18 protein-coding genes are annotated in these 15,859 nt (G+C 64.4%); 3 read left to right on the top strand and 15 right to left on the bottom strand.

Annotated elements, in window-relative coordinates:
* Positions 1 to 3 precede the first annotated feature (3 nt).
* The 3 genes from HDG33_RS12395 to HDG33_RS12385 all read right to left on the bottom strand — a co-directional run bounded on the left by HDG33_RS12395 (position 4) and on the right by HDG33_RS12385 (position 2,916).
* Entirely contained in the window at positions 4 to 1,020 is a 1,017-nt protein-coding gene (locus HDG33_RS12395) for an SIS domain-containing protein (RefSeq protein ID WP_184026722.1), read from the bottom strand.
* Positions 1,004 to 2,107 carry an N-acetylglucosamine-6-phosphate deacetylase gene (nagA, locus tag HDG33_RS12390; RefSeq protein WP_184026709.1) on the bottom strand — a complete coding sequence of 368 codons (1,104 nt, stop codon included), beginning with the start codon at positions 2,105 to 2,107 and terminating at the stop codon, positions 1,004 to 1,006. Before nagA ends, HDG33_RS12395 begins: the two co-directional genes overlap by 17 nt.
* Positions 2,108 to 2,181: 74 nt before the next feature.
* Complete coding sequence (locus HDG33_RS12385) at positions 2,182 to 2,916, bottom strand: GntR family transcriptional regulator (RefSeq protein ID WP_090802906.1); 735 nt, start codon at positions 2,914 to 2,916, stop codon at positions 2,182 to 2,184.
* Positions 2,917 to 3,282: 366 nt separating this feature from the next.
* Here HDG33_RS12385 and HDG33_RS12380 point away from each other — a divergent pair, with 366 nt between their 5' ends.
* Positions 3,283 to 4,209 (top strand): bifunctional helix-turn-helix transcriptional regulator/GNAT family N-acetyltransferase, encoded by a 927-nt coding sequence (locus HDG33_RS12380; protein ID WP_184026678.1) that lies wholly within the window; start codon positions 3,283 to 3,285, stop codon positions 4,207 to 4,209.
* A 78-nt stretch (positions 4,210 to 4,287) separates the two neighbouring features.
* Here HDG33_RS12380 and HDG33_RS12375 read toward each other — a convergent pair whose 3' ends face one another.
* The gene (locus tag HDG33_RS12375; protein ID WP_184026664.1) at positions 4,288 to 5,100 is read right to left on the bottom strand and encodes a MetQ/NlpA family ABC transporter substrate-binding protein; all 813 of its coding nucleotides are present in this window, start codon (positions 5,098 to 5,100) and stop codon (positions 4,288 to 4,290) included.
* Positions 5,101 to 5,370: 270 nt separating this feature from the next.
* On the opposite strand from HDG33_RS12375, the gene HDG33_RS12370 reads away from it, so the two are divergent.
* Complete coding sequence (locus tag HDG33_RS12370; protein WP_184026653.1) at positions 5,371 to 5,661, top strand: YciI family protein; 291 nt, start codon at positions 5,371 to 5,373, stop codon at positions 5,659 to 5,661.
* Between the two features lie 75 nt (positions 5,662 to 5,736).
* On the opposite strand, the gene HDG33_RS12365 is transcribed toward HDG33_RS12370, so the two are convergent.
* From HDG33_RS12365 to HDG33_RS12345, 5 genes are read right to left on the bottom strand one after another with little or no spacing between them, the layout of a single operon-like run.
* A complete protein-coding gene (locus tag HDG33_RS12365) occupies positions 5,737 to 6,366 on the bottom strand; it encodes an SCO family protein (protein ID WP_184026650.1) in 630 nt (209 codons plus the stop codon).
* Between the two features lie 4 nt (positions 6,367 to 6,370).
* Positions 6,371 to 7,276: a heme o synthase gene (gene cyoE, locus HDG33_RS12360; RefSeq protein ID WP_184026622.1), complete on the bottom strand. Its 906-nt coding sequence runs from the start codon at positions 7,274 to 7,276 to the stop codon at positions 6,371 to 6,373.
* Positions 7,277 to 7,281: 5 nt separating this feature from the next.
* On the bottom strand, positions 7,282 to 8,391 hold the full coding sequence (locus tag HDG33_RS12355) for a heme A synthase (protein ID WP_184026616.1): 1,110 nt from the start codon (positions 8,389 to 8,391) through the stop codon (positions 7,282 to 7,284).
* A gap of 22 nt (positions 8,392 to 8,413) precedes the next feature.
* On the bottom strand, positions 8,414 to 9,088 hold the full coding sequence (locus HDG33_RS12350; RefSeq protein WP_184026614.1) for a cytochrome C oxidase subunit I: 675 nt from the start codon (positions 9,086 to 9,088) through the stop codon (positions 8,414 to 8,416).
* A gap of 50 nt (positions 9,089 to 9,138) precedes the next feature.
* The gene (locus tag HDG33_RS12345) at positions 9,139 to 9,855 is read right to left on the bottom strand and encodes an SURF1 family protein (protein WP_184026611.1); all 717 of its coding nucleotides are present in this window, start codon (positions 9,853 to 9,855) and stop codon (positions 9,139 to 9,141) included.
* A gap of 111 nt (positions 9,856 to 9,966) precedes the next feature.
* Here HDG33_RS12345 and HDG33_RS12340 point away from each other — a divergent pair, with 111 nt between their 5' ends.
* Positions 9,967 to 10,176, top strand: a complete 210-nt coding sequence (locus tag HDG33_RS12340) for a twin transmembrane helix small protein (RefSeq protein ID WP_008921867.1) — start codon at positions 9,967 to 9,969, stop codon at positions 10,174 to 10,176.
* Between the two features lie 160 nt (positions 10,177 to 10,336).
* Here the strand turns inward: HDG33_RS12340 and HDG33_RS12335 are convergent, their stop codons facing one another.
* The 6 genes from HDG33_RS12335 to coxB all read right to left on the bottom strand — a co-directional run bounded on the left by HDG33_RS12335 (position 10,337) and on the right by coxB (position 15,815).
* Positions 10,337 to 11,194, bottom strand: coding sequence for a cytochrome c oxidase subunit 3 (locus HDG33_RS12335; RefSeq protein WP_184026608.1), 858 nt, complete (start codon positions 11,192 to 11,194; stop codon positions 10,337 to 10,339).
* A 125-nt stretch (positions 11,195 to 11,319) separates the two neighbouring features.
* Positions 11,320 to 11,529 (bottom strand): DUF2970 domain-containing protein, encoded by a 210-nt coding sequence (locus tag HDG33_RS12330; RefSeq protein ID WP_018419310.1) that lies wholly within the window; start codon positions 11,527 to 11,529, stop codon positions 11,320 to 11,322.
* Positions 11,530 to 11,579: 50 nt separating this feature from the next.
* Positions 11,580 to 12,218 carry a cytochrome c oxidase assembly protein gene (locus HDG33_RS12325; protein WP_184026605.1) on the bottom strand — a complete coding sequence of 213 codons (639 nt, stop codon included), beginning with the start codon at positions 12,216 to 12,218 and terminating at the stop codon, positions 11,580 to 11,582.
* 42 nt (positions 12,219 to 12,260) lie between these two features.
* A complete protein-coding gene (locus HDG33_RS36945) occupies positions 12,261 to 12,395 on the bottom strand; it encodes a cytochrome oxidase small assembly protein (protein ID WP_018419308.1) in 135 nt (44 codons plus the stop codon).
* Positions 12,396 to 12,504: 109 nt separating this feature from the next.
* Positions 12,505 to 14,118 (bottom strand): cytochrome c oxidase subunit I, encoded by a 1,614-nt coding sequence (gene ctaD, locus HDG33_RS12320; RefSeq protein WP_184026602.1) that lies wholly within the window; start codon positions 14,116 to 14,118, stop codon positions 12,505 to 12,507.
* 44 nt (positions 14,119 to 14,162) lie between these two features.
* Positions 14,163 to 15,815 (bottom strand): cytochrome c oxidase subunit II, encoded by a 1,653-nt coding sequence (coxB, locus tag HDG33_RS12315; RefSeq protein WP_184026599.1) that lies wholly within the window; start codon positions 15,813 to 15,815, stop codon positions 14,163 to 14,165.
* Between the last annotated feature and the right edge of the window lie 44 nt (positions 15,816 to 15,859).

Raw genomic sequence — 15,859 nt, 5'->3', positions numbered from 1 at the left:
TCGTCAGTGAGTTTCGGTGACTTTGTTGAGATGGCGAGGCGCGTCGGGATTGCGCCCGCGCGCGGCGGCAAGATCCGCGGCCATCACGTAAAAGGACAGGATGGCGGCGATCGGATCGAGCGCCGCGTGTGCGGTGGCGACGAGCGGCAGCGAGGCTTGCGCGACGTCATCGGGCGCCGCGAGCAGCACGCGCGCGCCGCGCGCGCTCATGTCGTGCGCGAGTTGCAGCAGACCCGCCTGCTCCGGGCCACGCGGCGCGAACACGAGCAGCGGATAGTCGCGGTCGATCAGCTCCATCGGACCATGACGCACTTCCGCGCTCGAAAACGCTTCGGCCTGGATGCCGGAAGTTTCCTTCAGCTTCAGCGCGGCTTCCTGCGCGATCGCGAGGCCAAGACCGCGGCCAATCACGATCATCCGTTCGATACCGCGCAACTCGTTCACGGCCATCGACCAGTCGAGCCGGCCCGCGCGTTCCAGCGCGTCGGGCAGCGTATTCAGTCCATCGAGCAACTCGGCGTCGTTCTGCCAATGCGCAACCAGCTGCGCGGAGATCGACAGCATGGCGATATAGCTCTTGGTCGCCGCGACGCTCAGCTCGGGACCGGCTACGAGCGGCAGATTCCATTCGCACGCGTCGGCGAGCGGCGAGCTCGGTGCGTTCACGGCGGCGACCGTCAATGCGCCGGCCGCGCGCAACGCGTTCATCGTGCCGACGAGGTCGGGGCTCTTGCCCGATTGCGAAAACGCGAGCGCAAGCTGGTCGCGCACCTGCAGCGGCGCCTGCTGCAGCGTCGCGACCGACATCGGCAGCGACGCGACCGGCACGCCGAGGCGGCTCATCGTCAGGGATGCAAAGTAGCTGGCGGCATGGTCCGAGCTGCCGCGCGCGACGGTCAGCGCGACATGGCGCGGCTGCTGCGCGAGCTTCGCGGCGAGCGCCGCGACGCGCGAGGTGTCCTTGAGCTGCCCGGCTACTGTTGCGGCGGACGCGAGCGCTTCCTTAAGCATATTCGACAATGGCTTCTCCTTCGACGTAGGTCGCGCTCAGCGCCAGCTCGCGGTCGAATACGACCACGTCGGCCCACGCACCGCGCGCGATGCGGCCGCGGTCCTCGATGCCGAGATAGTCGGCGGCGTAGCGTGACAAACGGTGGGATACATCGGCGATCGGCAGGCCGATCGAGACGAGATTGCGCAGCGCCTGATCCATCGTCAGCGTGCTGCCCGCGAGCGTGCCGTCGGCCAGACGTACGCCGCCGAGGCACTTGGTTACGTGCTGGCTGCCGAGGCGGTATTCGCCGTCGGGCATGCCGGTAGCCGACGTGCTGTCCGTCACCACATACAGGCGCGGAATCGCGCGCAGCGCGGTGCGGATCGCCCCCGGATGCACGTGCAGCAGGTCGGGAATGATTTCGGCGTATTCGGCGTGCGCAAGCGCAGCGCCGACGAGGCCAGGGTTGCGGTGATGCAGCGGCGACATCGCGTTGAACAGATGCGTGAAGCCGCACGCGCCGTGCTTGAGCGCGGCGACCGCGTCGTCGTAGGTGCCGAGCGAATGGCCGAGCTGCACGCGTACGCCGCGCGCCGCCATCTCGGAGATGATCTCCATGTGGCCGGCGATCTCGGGCGCCAGCGTGACGACGCGGATCGGCGCGGTCGACAGATACCTGAGCACCTCGTCCAACACCGCCGATACCGCCGCGTCGGGCTGCGCGCCGAGCTTGCCGGGGTTGATGTACGGTCCTTCCAGATGCACGCCGAGCACGCGCGCGCAACCCGGCGTGCGCACCCGCGTGACGTTGCCGAGCCCGGCGACGACGTTCATCAGCTCGTCGCGCGGCGCGGTCATGGTCGTTGCGAGCAGGCTCGTGGTGCCGTAGCGCGCATGCGTGCGGGTGATCGTTTCGATCGCGTCGCCAGCTTCCATCACGTCGGCGCCGCCGCCGCCATGCACGTGCAGATCGATGAAGCCGGGCAGGATGTACGGTGCGTCGTTCGTCGACGGATCGACGCGCTCGCCGGACAGCGTCGTGATGCGGCCGTTTTCGTATTCGAGCGTGCCGTGGATCCACCCTTCGGTGGTGAGTATGTTTCCGGTCAGCATGAGTCTCTCTGGTGCGTGATACGTATGCGGCAAATGGCGTCCGCCGGACTTGCGGCCTGCGAGGGCCGCGCAGCTCAGGTGCGCAATTCAGCGACGAAGTCGTAGTAGTCGTCGCGGCAATAGGTGTCGGTCAGCTCGATCGCGCGTTGATCCGCGCAGTAGCCGATCCGGGTGATGACCAGCAGCGCGGTGCGCGGTTCGATGTCCATCAGCGCGGCGATTTCGCTCGACGCGTTGACCGCGCGGAAGTGCTGCAACGCGCGCACGACCGCCGCGCCGCGCTGCTCGAGATAGCTATACAGCGAGTCGCCGATCACGAGCGGATCAGGCACGATCGCGACCGGCAGCGCCGAATGTTCGACCGCCATCACGATGCCGTCCGCGCGCCGCAGCCGCCGCAGGCTCGTGACGGCCGCGCCGGGTGACAAGCCGAGGCGCAGCAGCTCGTCGCGATTGGCGGCGCGCACGTCGCGTTCGAGCCAGACCGAATCGGGCCGGAAACCGCGCTGCTGCATCTTCTTCGTGAAGCCGGTGAGACGCGACAGCGGATCTTCGACGCGCGGCGTGATGAAGCTGCCCGCGCCGCGCGAGCGCCGGATCAGCCCCTGCTCGACCAGCAGTTCGATCGCCTTGCGCGCGGTGACGCGCGACACGCCGATCGCGTCGGACAGCGTACGCTCGGAAGGCAGCGCCTCGCCGGCCGACCAGACGCCGCAATGGATCGCCGTCGCCAGGTTGCGCGCGAGCTGCAGGTAGAGCGGCGTGACGTTGCGCACGTCAGGCATCAATGCGGACCAGCGAGTTTCCATGGGGCTCCAAGGACGCCGTGAGCAGTACAGCCCGGAAAATTGAGAGCCCATTATATAACCAACATAATACCAGTCAATGGACTGATTCCATGCCGGCCCGGATCGCCGGAAAGCCTTGCTGAACGGGGATCACAGCGGGATTCAAGGGCTCCGTCGGAGGGATTTGCAGACCAGGGACTTTCCCGCATCGCACGCATTTGACGATACCAGCGAGTCGTTATCGGCTCCTGGTGGTATCAACAGCCCAAATAATCAATACCTATTTAATACCAGTTGGTGTCTCGCCGCGGTGGAGTGGCTTTGTAAATAAGGGTCGTGCCGATATAGTGCGCTGTACCGACCATAAAAAGTCCCGGGGAGCCGCCCTTGACAGATTCCGAGGCGCTGCGGCGCGCTCAGGCCGTCCGCCATTTCAATCGCTTCTATACCCAATGCATCGGTGCCCTGCACGAGCATCTGGCTCGAAGCGAGTTCTCGCTGACGGAAGTGCGCGTGCTGCACGAGCTATCGCGCGCCCGCGCGCAGACCGCGTCGGTGCTCGGGCGCGCGCTCGGGCTCGATAGCGGCTATCTGAGCCGCCTGCTGACCAGTTTCGAGCGACGCGAGCTGATCACCCGCCGTCCGTCCGACACCGACGCACGCCAGTCGCTGATCGCGCTCACCGAGCACGGCCACGCGATCTACGCGCCGCTCGACGCCGCCGCCATCCATGAAGCACTCGGCCTGCTCGACAGACTCAGCGCGCTATCGCAGGAGCAGCTGATCGGCGCGATGAAGCTGATCGAGCGCCTGCTCAGCGACAAGCCGAAGCACGAGCTCGTGGAGCTGCGTCAGCCGCGCGCCGGCGAATGTGGCTGGCTCGTGCATCGTCAGGCGCAGTGGTTCGCCGCGCAGTACGGCTGGGATCACACGTTCGAGGGCTTGCTCGCGCGCGTCGTCGCCGAGTACGCGCAGCGCAACGATCCGCTGCGCGAGAAGTGCTGGATCGCCGAACAGGAGGGTCTGGTGGTCGGCTCGGTTTGCCTCGTCGGGGTCTCGACGACGGTCGCGGGCGTGCGCCTGCTGTGGGTCGAACCGGACGTGCGGAAGCTCGGCATCGGCACGCAATTGCTCAGCGAATGCGTGCGCTTCGCGCGGCGCGCGGGCTACACGAAGCTCACGCTGACCACCGCGAGCGCATTGGCGGAGCCACGGCGGCTTTGCGAGCGCGCTGGGTTCGAGTTGGCCGGCAGCGCGGCGCAGCGCCGCTTCGGCCAGGATCTGACGATCGAAAGATGGGAGCTGGAGCTATAAAAAAAGCACGCGCCTGTACGGCGCGTGCCTTTCCTGATGCGCATGCGGCTGCGCTTGCGATCGCGCTGAACGCGTCGCTTAGAACGACGGCACCATCGAACCCTTGAACTGCGTCTTGATGGACTGGCGCACGTCCTCCGACTGATACGCCGCGACCAGCTTCTTCACCCATGGCTGATCCTTGTCCTTCGCGCGCACGGCGATCAGGTTCGCGTACGGGCTGTGGATGTCTTCGAGCGCGATCGCGTCCCTGGTCGGCTGCAGGCCGGCGGCCAGCGCGAAGTTCGTATTGATGACGGCGGCGTCGACGTCGGCGAGCGAACGCGGCAATTGCGCGGCGTCGAGCTCGACGAACCTGATCTTCTTCGGATTGTCGACGACATCGAGCGGCGTCGCGTTGTTGCCGCTCGTGGTCGCGCCGGCCTTCAGCTTGATCAGCCCTTGCGCCTGCAGCAACAGCAGTGCGCGATTTTCGTTCGACGGATCGTTCGGCACCGCGACCTTCGCGCCCTGCGGCAGGTCCTTCAACGACTTCAGCTTCTTCGAGTACGCGCCGAGCGGCGAGATGTACGTGAGGCCCGCGTTGACGAGCTTGTAGCCGCGCTGCTTGATCTGGCTATCGAGGTACGGCCGGTGCTGGAAGCTGTTGGCGTCGAGGTCGCCCGCGTCGAGCGCGGCGTTCGGCTGAATGTAGTCGTTGAACTCGACGACCTTCACGTTCAGGCCCTCGCGCTTCGCGACCCTGGTGACGACTTCCCAGATCTGCGCGTCCGGGCCGCCGATCGTGCCGACCCTGATGACCTTGTCGTCGGCGTGCGCGCCGAAGCTGGTCAGGATCGCCGCCCCGGCGACGACTGCGGTGAGGGCTTTGAGGATATTTCTGCGCTGCATGTGATTCTCGCTGTTGCGGTTCGACGTTTGAGTCGATGGCTCCGATCGATGTCGGAGTCGGATGAAATGGGCGGCGCTCCGGTTCGTGCTGGCGCGCCGTCGGCCAAGCCCAAAATTGTTTCATATGGGCGGCAAGTTGGGAAATACCCTTACCGCATATGGTTATGCGGAGCGCAAGCGCAATGGCTAGCGCAACGCAAAACCCGCGGCTGACCGATAATCCAGAGCCGTAGCCGCGCACGGCCCACTCACCCGCCCCTGAGAACGACCATGTACGTGATCAACCTGATCTACACCGCCCCGCTCGATCGTATCGACGAGGCGCTCGACGCGCATCGCACGTTTCTCGCGGAGCAGTTCGACGCGGGCATCTTCGTCGCGGCCGGGCCGAAAGTGCCGCGCGACGGCGGCATCATCCTCGCGGTTCGTATCGAGCGCGACAGGCTGGATCGCATTCTCGCGAGCGATCCGTTCGCCCTGCAACAGCTCGCGCGCTACGAGGTGACGGAGTTCAAGACGACGCGTCTCGCGCCGGGGCTGAATTTGCCGATTCCGGTCTGAGTGCGAGTTGCGAAGAGGGGATGGATGCGGGGAGGCGTGAGCGGCGCCGCTTTAAAAAGCCGCCTGCGATGCGCGTCAATCAAGCAGCAGCTTGATGTCATGCACCCATGGTGTCGCGCCTTGGCCATCGCGCGCGAACAGACGCAGCTTGCCGTCCGTGTCGAACACATAGCTCGCGGCCGTGTGGTCCATCGTGTAGCTGTCGGGTGTCTTGCCCGGGACCTTCGCGTAGTACACGCGGAAGTCTTTCGCGACCTTCGCGAGCTGTTCTTCGCTGGCGGGACGCAAGCCCACGAAGCTCGGATTGAACGCCGGCACGTATTGCGCGAGCAACTTCGGCGTATCGCGCTCGGGGTCGACGGTGACGAACAGCACCTGCACGCGCTTCGCGTCCTCCGGACCGAGTTGCTGTAACGCCTGTGACAGCTCGGCCATCGTCGTCGGGCAGACGTCCGGGCAATGCGTATAGCCGAAGAACAGCACGACGACCTTGCCTTTGTAGTCGGCAAGCGTGCGGATCTTGCCGGACGTGTCGGGCAACGAAAAATCGCTGGCGAATTGCGTATTGCCGGTGATGTCGAGATTCGTAAAAGCCGGCGGCTGCTTGCCGCAACCCGTCATCAGCAATGTGCCGCCGAGCGTCGCGCCGAGCGCGCAAGCCATCACAGCGGCGCGCGCGATGCGCGCAAAGCGATTGTTGAGCATGGTGTTACGCGCCTATCACGACGCGCGAGTAGTGGTCGATCAGCAGAGCGGCGAACAGCAGCGACAGATAGACGATCGAAAAACGGAAAGTTTTGCGCGCGAGCTCGTCCGAATACTCCCGGTAGATCTTCCACGCATAAGCGAGAAACACGGCGCCGAGCAGCACCGCCGACGCGAGATACACGACGCCGCTCATGCCGGAGATGAACGGCATCAGCGTGACCGCGAACAGGATGACCGTGTAGAGAAGGATATGCAGGCGCGTGTACTTTTCGCCGTGCGTGTTCGGCAGCATCGGCAGGCCGGCGTTTTCGTAGTCCTTGCGGCGATACAGCGCGAGCGACCAGAAATGCGGCGGTGTCCACACGAAGATGATCAGCACGAGGATCCACGCGTCGCCGGGCACGTGGCCCGTTACCGCGGCCCAGCCGAGCGCGGGCGGCATCGCGCCCGACGCGCCGCCGATCACGATGTTCTGCGGCGTGACTGGCTTCAGCAGCAGCGTATAGATGACCGCATAACCGACGAACGTGGCGAGCGTGAGCCACATGGTCAGCGCATTGGCGAACGTGTACAGCGTCCACATGCCGAGGCCGCCGAGCACGGCCGAGAACAGCAGGATCTGCGGGGTGGTGATTTCGCCGCGCGCGGACGGACGCCACGACGTGCGGCGCATTTTGGCGTCGATCTGCTGCTCGACGAGGCAGTTGATCGCGAACGCGGCGCCGGCCAGCAGCCAGATGCCGACCGTGCCGCCGATCAGTACGGTCCATGGCACCATGCCCGGCGTCGACAGGAACATGCCGATGACCGCGCAGAACACCGCAAGCTGCGTAACACGCGGCTTGGTCAGTGCGAGATATTGGGAGGCCCGGCTGCCGGGCGTTTGGGAGAGTGTTGTGCTGTCCATGTGAGTCACGCTGGCGCGGCTTCGCGCGCAGGGAGCGCGGCGCGGCCGGGACGGCTATAAGCGACCCGAAAGTTTAACATAACGAGCAGCAGCAGCAGGATCGCGGCCCCGCCGTTATGGGCGACCGCAATCGGTAACGGCCATTGCAGCACGATGTTCGACAAGCCGGTGACGAACTGGATCAGCACCACCAGCAGCACGCCGTTGGCGGGTCGCCGCAGTGACTCGAAGCGGCGCATCTTCAACGCGAACCACACCAGATAGGCGATCACGGCGAACGCTAACGTGCGATGCGTCCAGTGAATCGCGACCAGCGCATCCTGCGTAATCATGTCGCCGTCGCCGGTCATGCCGAGCGCGCGCCACAGGTGGAAGCCGTGCGCGAAGTCCATCGGCGGAATCCATTGGCCGTTGCAGGTCGGGAAGTCGGTGCATGCGAGCACCGCGTAGTTCGTGCTGACCCAGCCACCGAGCGCGATTTGCAGTACCAGCAGCGCGAGACCCGCGAGCGCGGCCACGCGCCAGCGCCCGGCCTCCGGCTCGTAGGCGGGCAGCGGCGTCAAGCGCGCCGCGAGCCAGCCGAGCGTGCCGAGCAGCGCGAGGCCGAGCAGCAGATGCGTGGTCACGATGATCGGCTGCAGCTTCATGGTCACGGTCCACGCGCCGAACACGCCCTGCACGACGATCAGCAGCAGCAGCGAGGTCGGCCACCACGGCGACACATGCAGCGGACGACGCTTGATACGCGCCGTCCAGGCAATGATCGTCTGCGCGATGATCAGCACGCCGATCGCCATCGCGAAGTAGCGATGGATCATTTCGATCCACGCCTTCGTCATGCTGACGGGGCCGCTCGGCATCGCCTGATAGGCCGCGGAGATCGCCGCGTGCGCGATGAACGGCGACGACGTGCCGTAGCAGCCGGGCCAATCCGGGCAGCCGAGGCCCGAATCGGTGAGGCGCGTGAAGCCGCCGAACATCACGAGATCGAGCGTCAGGAAGGTGGTGAGCCAGACCAGCTTGCGGAACTTGTTGTCGTCGGCCTTGACCCACACGTAGGACAACGGCAGCAACCCGATACACAAGCCGATCAGGCCCAGTTGCAATACGAACATCTCATTTACCCAGGTTGCGGCGTCAGCCGATGGTCGACCATTTGAGCAGCTTGGTCAGGTCGCCTTTGATCTTGCTCGGGTTCGCGTCTTTCGGAAAACGCATCATCAGATTGCCGTTCGGATCGACCAGGTAGATGTGGTCGGTGATCCGCGTGGCGGTGTCGGCGGGCAGCCACGCGGCGACCTGCGCCGGATCGGCGATCAGCATGTCGGTGTTGGGGTAGGCGGTTTGTATCACGTCCGCGACCTTGTCTGCATCGGTGCGCAGCCACACTTCCATGACGCGCTCGCGTTCCGGGCCCTGAGCTGCGCGGATTTGTCGCATGAAGTAGAGCTTCGTCACGCAGGCTTGGTCGCACGCGCTGTTGTCCACCGAGATCATGAGCCAGCGGCCATGCAGCGCGGCGAGCTTCAGCGGCTTGCCGTCCGCGCCGGTGACCATGAGCGAGTCCGGGATCGGCCGTTGCGGCTCGATCAGCGCGCCGTAGTTCGTGCTGCCGCCGGTCGGCTTCACGACGTAGTACATGAAGTACGAGATCGCGATCGGCGCCGCGCAGATCACCGCGAGCAGCAGCAGCACCCAGCGGCCGCGCCGCCACGAGCCCGGGCCGTTCGGTTGGCCGGGCATCGCTTTGGCCGCGGCGGGTTTGCCGCTGGATTTGCCAGCTTCCGGCGAACGGGGAGTTTGAGTCGACACTACAGAACCTCTTTCAATGTTTGGACGGCAGCGAGCCGTGCTTGCGTTCCTCACGCGCCCGGCGCGTGCTCTTTTTTGCCCGCGCGGCGCGCCGCATACAGACCGAAGGCGAGCGCGGCGGCGGCCATGCCCCACCACTGCAGCATGTAGCCGTAGTTGCGCTCGACGCCGGTGGTCGGTGCGGGCCAGTCGCGCACCAGGCCGTCGCCGGCATCGCCGGTCTGCTGGATCACGAACGATTGCAGCGGCAGCCCGGTCTCCGCGGCGTACGAGCCGACATCGAGATTCTGCCGGATCAGGCGATGCGCGGCCGATCCACCCTCGCCGAGCTCGAACGCGCGCGACGCGTCGGCACGCGCAATCCCTTCGATCTCGACCTCGCCCGGCGGCGTCGTGTACGGCGCGATGGTCTCGCGATTGCTCAGGTTGCGCGGCAGCCAGCCGCGATTGACGAGCACGTAACCGCCGTCGGCGAGTTTAAAAGGCATCACGACGTAAAAGCCCGGCTGATCGTTATACGGACGATTATCGAGGTACACGACCTTGTCCGTGACGAAACTGCCACGCGCTTTCACGCGATGAAACTCGACGTCCTTCAGCGCGAGCGGCGCCGCGCTGACCGGCAACACGGGCGCGTTCTCGAACTGCGTGATGCGCGCCTCGAGCGCTTCCTTCTGATGCGCGCGATCGCGCTGCCAGAAACCGAGCCGCATCGTCACGACGACGACCAGCAGGATCAGCAGCGCGGGAATCAGGCGAAACTTCATTGCGGGCGCTCCGGCATCGCGCTCAGGGCCGCCGGGAACCTGCGGCAGACGCCCGCTCGCGGTGCGATAATGAATGTCTTGCCACTGCGCTTTCCGGTTTCAGTTGGTTCCATGCACATTATCGTTCCCATCGCCTTTGCTCTCATCATCGCCAGCATGGTGTCGGCGCTGTATTTCATGATGCACGACAAAGGCAAGACCAAGCGGATGGTCTGGTCACTCGCCACGCGGGTGGGCCTGTCGATCTCGCTGTTCCTGTTCATCCTGTTCGCACACTGGATGGGCTGGATTCAGTCGACGGGGATTCCGTACGGGCGCTGACGCTCGCGGATAGGTCGCCGCCGCATCCCCCTCAGCGGCAAATTTTCCTCGCCGCCAAACAAAACGCCGCCCTGAGAGGTCGAGGGCGGCGCTGCATTCAGCCTTGCATACTGCTCGTGCGCGCCGCCTGAACGGCGTTGTGCGCACGGACCTGGCCGCATTACAGCCAGTACACGACGACGTACAGACCGAGCCACACGACGTCGACGAAGTGCCAGTACCAGGCCGCGCCTTCGAACGCGAAGTGATGTTCCGGCGTGAAGTGGCCGCGGATCAGGCGCACCAGCACGACGGCGAGCATCGTGCCGCCGAGGAACACGTGAAAGCCGTGGAAGCCGGTCAGCAGGAAGAACGTCGAACCGTAGATGCCCGAAGCCAGCGTGAGGTTCAGCTCGTTGTATGCATGGAAGTATTCGAAGCCCTGCAGGAAAAGAAAGCTCACGCCCAGCACGAGGGTCGCCGCGAGCCACGCAATCGCCTTCTTGCGATGGTTGTCGCGCAGCGCGTGGTGCGATACCGTCAGCGTCGCACCCGACGACAGCAGCAGCGCCGTGTTGATGGTCGGGACCGGCCACGGCTGCATCGACTTGTAGGTGCCCACGAGTTCGGCCGGGCCGTTGTTCGGCCACACCGCCGTGAAATCCGGCCAGATCAGTTTGTAGTCGAGGCTGCCGAGTTGATGCAGCGCGATTTCGCGAGCATAGAACAGCGCGCCGAAGAATGCGCCGAAGAACATCACTTCGGAGAATATGAACCAGCTCATGCTCCAGCGGTACGACCGGTCGACGTTCTTGCCGTACATGCCGCCTTCCGACTCGGCGATCGCGTCGCCGAACCAATGCCACAGCGTAAAGAGCAGCCACAGCAGACCGATGAGCACGCCAAGCGGCGCCCAGGTATGGTCGTTGATCCAGGCCGCAAGCGATCCGAGCATGACCAGCAACCCCGTAGCGGCGCTGATCGGATGCCGCGACGGATGCGGTACGAAATAGTACGGGCTCTCGTTTTGACCGCTCATTCTTGATTCTCCACTTCAGTCCAGTTGTTCCGGAAGCTCCGGCTGTATCTTCGGCGGCGCGTCGATACCGCACCGCTTCTCTCTAATTCGTGGGCTCTTCTCTGCTGCTGTGCCCTGCTACTGCCTCAACCGACCACGAGGCGCACGACCAGAATCAGCACCCCGATCAGAACCGCCGCGCCGATCAGCGCCGCCACGATCACATGCAGCGGGTTCAGTTGCGTCGCGTCCGCCTCGAGATCGCGGCGCTTGCGCACGCCGAAAAACGACCAGAACACCGCGCGCATCGATTGACCGAAACTGCTCTTGCGCGGACTGCCGCCGTTATCGTTCATGTCGCTTCGTCTTCCTTCGTTCGTCCGCGGCTCGCGCCGTCAAATCTGCTTCAGGCCGGCTTCGCGGGAGTGGCTGCCGCGCTGGTCACTGCATCGTTCACTGCATTCGCCTTCGACGCCGCATCATCCGCGCTAGCTGCCGCCGGCGTGTTCAACTCGAAAAACGTGTACGACAGCGTGATCGTCTTCACGTCCTTCGGCAACTTCGGGTCGACGACGAACACCACCGGCATCCGCTTCGTCTCGTTCGCGTTCAACGTCTGCTGCGTGAAGCAGAAACACTCGATCTTCCTGAAGTACTCGGTCGCCTGCTTCGGCGCGTAGCTCGGAATGGCCTGCGCACGGATCGTGCGCGACTGCTCGTTGCTGACGTCGTACATGACCGTCGTTACTTCGCCCGGATGCACGTCGAGACTGCGCTGCTCCGGCTTGAAACCCAACAGGCCCCGCGCGTTCGCATCGAATTCGATCGAAATCGTGCGGCTCATGTCGACCTGCGTATTCTTCGCCTCGCGCGCTGAAACGTCGCGCTGCACGAGGTTGTTCACGCCGGTGATCTGGCAGATCGCGCGATACATCGGCACCAGCGCGAAACCGAAACCGAACATCATCAACGCGACGACGAATAGCTTGATCAGCATCGAACGGTTGAAAGAGCGGTCGGCCTCGGCCGGCGGTTGCGTCGACATCTGAATCCTCAACAAACCTGCATACGGACTGCGAAGGCGGCGTTAGCTGAACCAGCACTGCTTCAGAATCGCGCTCGCGAAAAACACCGCGGCGATCGCGAACATCACCAACCCTATCCGCCTGTTGCCCGCGCGAATCTGCTCCGGCGTACGTCTTTCCTGTGGATTGCGCGTCATGCTCGACTTTCCGAGTACGGTTCTTGACTGGCGAGGCCGCCGCGCGAAGCGCCCGAGTCCGGTGGCGGCATGTCGCGCCGCCGGAACCCGGCACCTCGCCGGGATAGGCTTACTCGACGGTCGGCGGATGCTCGAACGTATGGAACGGAGCCGGGCTCGGCACGGTCCACTCGAGGCCCGTCGCGCCGTCCCACGGCTTGTCGCCCGCCTCGACGAGCTCACCACCCCCACGGTAAGCCGGCAACGCCACCGCGAACAGGAAGTAGACCTGCGACAGACCGAAGCCGAATGCGCCGATCGAGATCACCTGGTTCCAGTCGGTGAACTGCGCCGGGTAATCGGCGTAACGACGCGGCATGCCCGCGAGACCGACGAAGTGCATCGGCAGGAACGCGAGGTTGAAGAAGAACATCGACGCCCAGAAGTGGATCTTGCCGCGCGTTTCGTTGTACATCCAGCCGGTCCACTTCGGCGACCAGTAGTACCAGCCGGCGAACAGCGCGAACAGCGACCCCGCTACGAGAACGTAGTGGAAGTGCGCGACCACGAAATAGGTACCGTGATATTGGATGTCGAGCGGCGCCATGGCGAGCATCAGACCCGACAGGCCACCGAACGTGAACACGATCAGGAAGCCCACCGCGAACAGCATCGGCGTTTCGAACGACAGCGAACCGCGCCACATCGTCGCGACCCAGTTGAACACCTTCACGCCGGTCGGCACCGCGATCAGCATCGTCGCGTACATGAAGAACAGCTGCCCCGTGACCGGCATGCCGGTCACGAACATGTGGTGCGCCCAGACCATGAACGACAGGATCGCGATCGACGCGGTTGCGTACACCATCGAGCTATAGCCGAACAGCGGCTTGCGCGAGAACGCTGGGATCACCTGCGAGACGATCCCGAACGCCGGCAAGATCATGATGTACACCTCGGGGTGCCCGAAGAACCAGAAGATGTGCTGGTACATGACCGGGTCGCCGCCGCCTGCCGCATTGAAGAACGACGTGCCGAAGTGACGGTCGAACAGCACCATCGTGATCGCGCCCGCCAGAACTGGCATCACGGCGATCAGCAGGTATGCGGTGATCAGCCAGGTCCAGACGAACATCGGCATCTTCATCAGCGTGAGGCCGGGTGCGCGCATGTTCAGGATCGTCACGACGATGTTGATACCGCCCATGATCGACGACGCGCCCATCAGGTGGATCGCGAAAATCGCGAAGTCCATGCCCGGGCCCATCTGCGTGGACAGCGGTGCGTACAGCGTCCAGCCCGCGGCGGTCGCGCCGCCCGGTGCGAAGAACGAGCCGACCAGCAGCACAGCGGCGACCGGCAGCAGCCAGAAGCTGAAGTTGTTCATCCGCGCGAAAGCCATGTCCGATGCGCCGATCTGCAGCGGCACCATCCAGTTCGCGAAGCCGACGAACGCCGGCATGATCGCGCCGAACACCATGATCAGCCCGTGCATGGTGGTCAACTGGTTGAAGAACTCGGGACGCATGATCTGCAGACCCGGCTCGAACAGTTCGGCACGGATCATCAGCGCCATCACGCCCCCGGACAGGAACATGGTGAACGAGAAGATCAGGTACAGCGTACCGATGTCCTTATGGTTGGTTGCGAACAGCCAACGGCGCCAGCCGTGCGGCGTTTCGTGGGCATGGTCGCCGTGCACGTGCTCGTGGCCCGCGACTACATCGTGTCCGATGCTAGACATGACAATCTCCTAAAGCGAATTCTGCGGTGCTGACCATGAACACGTCAGGCTGCCGGGCTGATCTGAACGCGCCGGGCTTCCTTCGCGTCGGTGCCGCCGGTGATCGTTTCCGGCTTCTTCAAAATAATATGATCGTCGGCAATGCCGGCTGCTTTCAGCGCGTCGCGAACGGCTTCGGCACGACTCTTCGCGAGCTTCGCGTTGACGTCGGCGGAGCCGGTTGCGTCGGTGAAGCCCGACAGCGTGAATTTCGCGTCCGGATGCGCCTTCGCGTAGGCCGCGGCTGCGTCGACCGCCGCTTTCGCGTCGGCCGGCAGCGTGCTCTTGCCGGACTCGAAGTAGATGCTCGCCGGCAGCGCGGCCTCTGCGTTGTTCGAAGCAGCCGCGCCAGCCTCGTTGCCCGATGCGGCCGGTGCGGACGCCGCTTTTGCGCCCGACGCTGCTTCCGCGCCCGATGCCGCAACGGCGCCGCTCGCGGCAGCACCGGCGTTGGCCAGATGATCGCCGCCTTCCGGCAGCTTGCCGTTGCGCGCGTCGGCGACCTGCTTCGGCTGCAGGATGTCGCCCGTGTGGTTGCCCCACGAGTTACGTTCGTACGTGATCACCGAGGCGATTTCGACGTCGTTCAGCGTCGGCGCCCACGAAGGCATCGCGTTCTTGCCCTTCAACACGAGACTCACGTGCTGCCCGATCGGACCGTTGGCGATCTTGCTGCCGTCGAGCGCCGGGAATGCGCCCGCGCCCTTGCCGGTCGGCTGGTGGCAGACCGCGCAGTTCGACGCGTAGACCTTGCCGCCGCGTTCCATCAGCTCGGCCATCGTGTAGGTCTTGTTCGGATCGTCCTGGCCGGCGGCCATTTTCTTCTTCTGCTCGTCGACCCACTTCGCGTAGTCGTCGGCAGACAGCACCTCGACGACGACCGGCATGAACGCGTGTTCCTTGCCGCACAGTTCGGTACAGAAGCCGCGGAACGTGCCGGTGCGGTTGGCCTTGAACCACGTGTCGCGCACGAAGCCGGGAATCGCGTCCTGCTTGACGCCGAAGGCCGGCACGTACCAGGAGTGGACCACGTCGTTCGCGGTGGTGATGATGCGGATTTTCTTGTCGACCGGCACCACGAGCGGGTTGTCGACTTCCTGCAGATACAGCGTGGAGATCGGCTCGCGGCCATCGGTTTGCGCGCGCGGCGTGGCGAGCGTGGACAGGAACCCGATGCCCTCGCCCGGACCCTTCACGTAGTCGTAGCCCCACTTCCACTGGTAGCCGGTGACCTTGATCGTGAGGTCGGCGTTCGAGGTGTCCTTCATCGCGACGACGGTCTTGGTGGCGGGCAGCGCCATCAGCACGACGATGACGAACGGCACGATCGTCCAGATGATTTCGACGGTGGTGCTTTCGTGGAAATTGGCTGCGTTGTGGCCTTTCGATTTGCGGTGCGCGAAGATCGAATAGAACATCACGCCGAACACACCGATGAAGATCACGGTGCAAAGTCCCAGCATGAACATGTGGAGGCTGAACAGCTCCTCAGCGATTCTCGTTGCAGGCGGCTGGAGATTGATCGCGTTGACGGCAGGGCCGCCCGGAGCATCGCCCACTGCCAGGGCGGCACCGGCGAAAAGCAGTCCGCTCGTCGCCAGCACGCTCATGAGCGCTCGCTTGATTGTTTTCATAGCTTCCTTACCCAAATTTTCCATTCAAACCCCTCGACCCCGCTGGCAGCGTGTCGCGCCCCCTTGAA

This window comes from Paraburkholderia sp. Cpub6 (assembly GCF_014201065.1).
Lineage (GTDB): Bacteria > Pseudomonadota > Gammaproteobacteria > Burkholderiales > Burkholderiaceae > Paraburkholderia > Paraburkholderia tuberum.
This window is presented reverse-complemented; position numbering and strand designations above follow the sequence as displayed.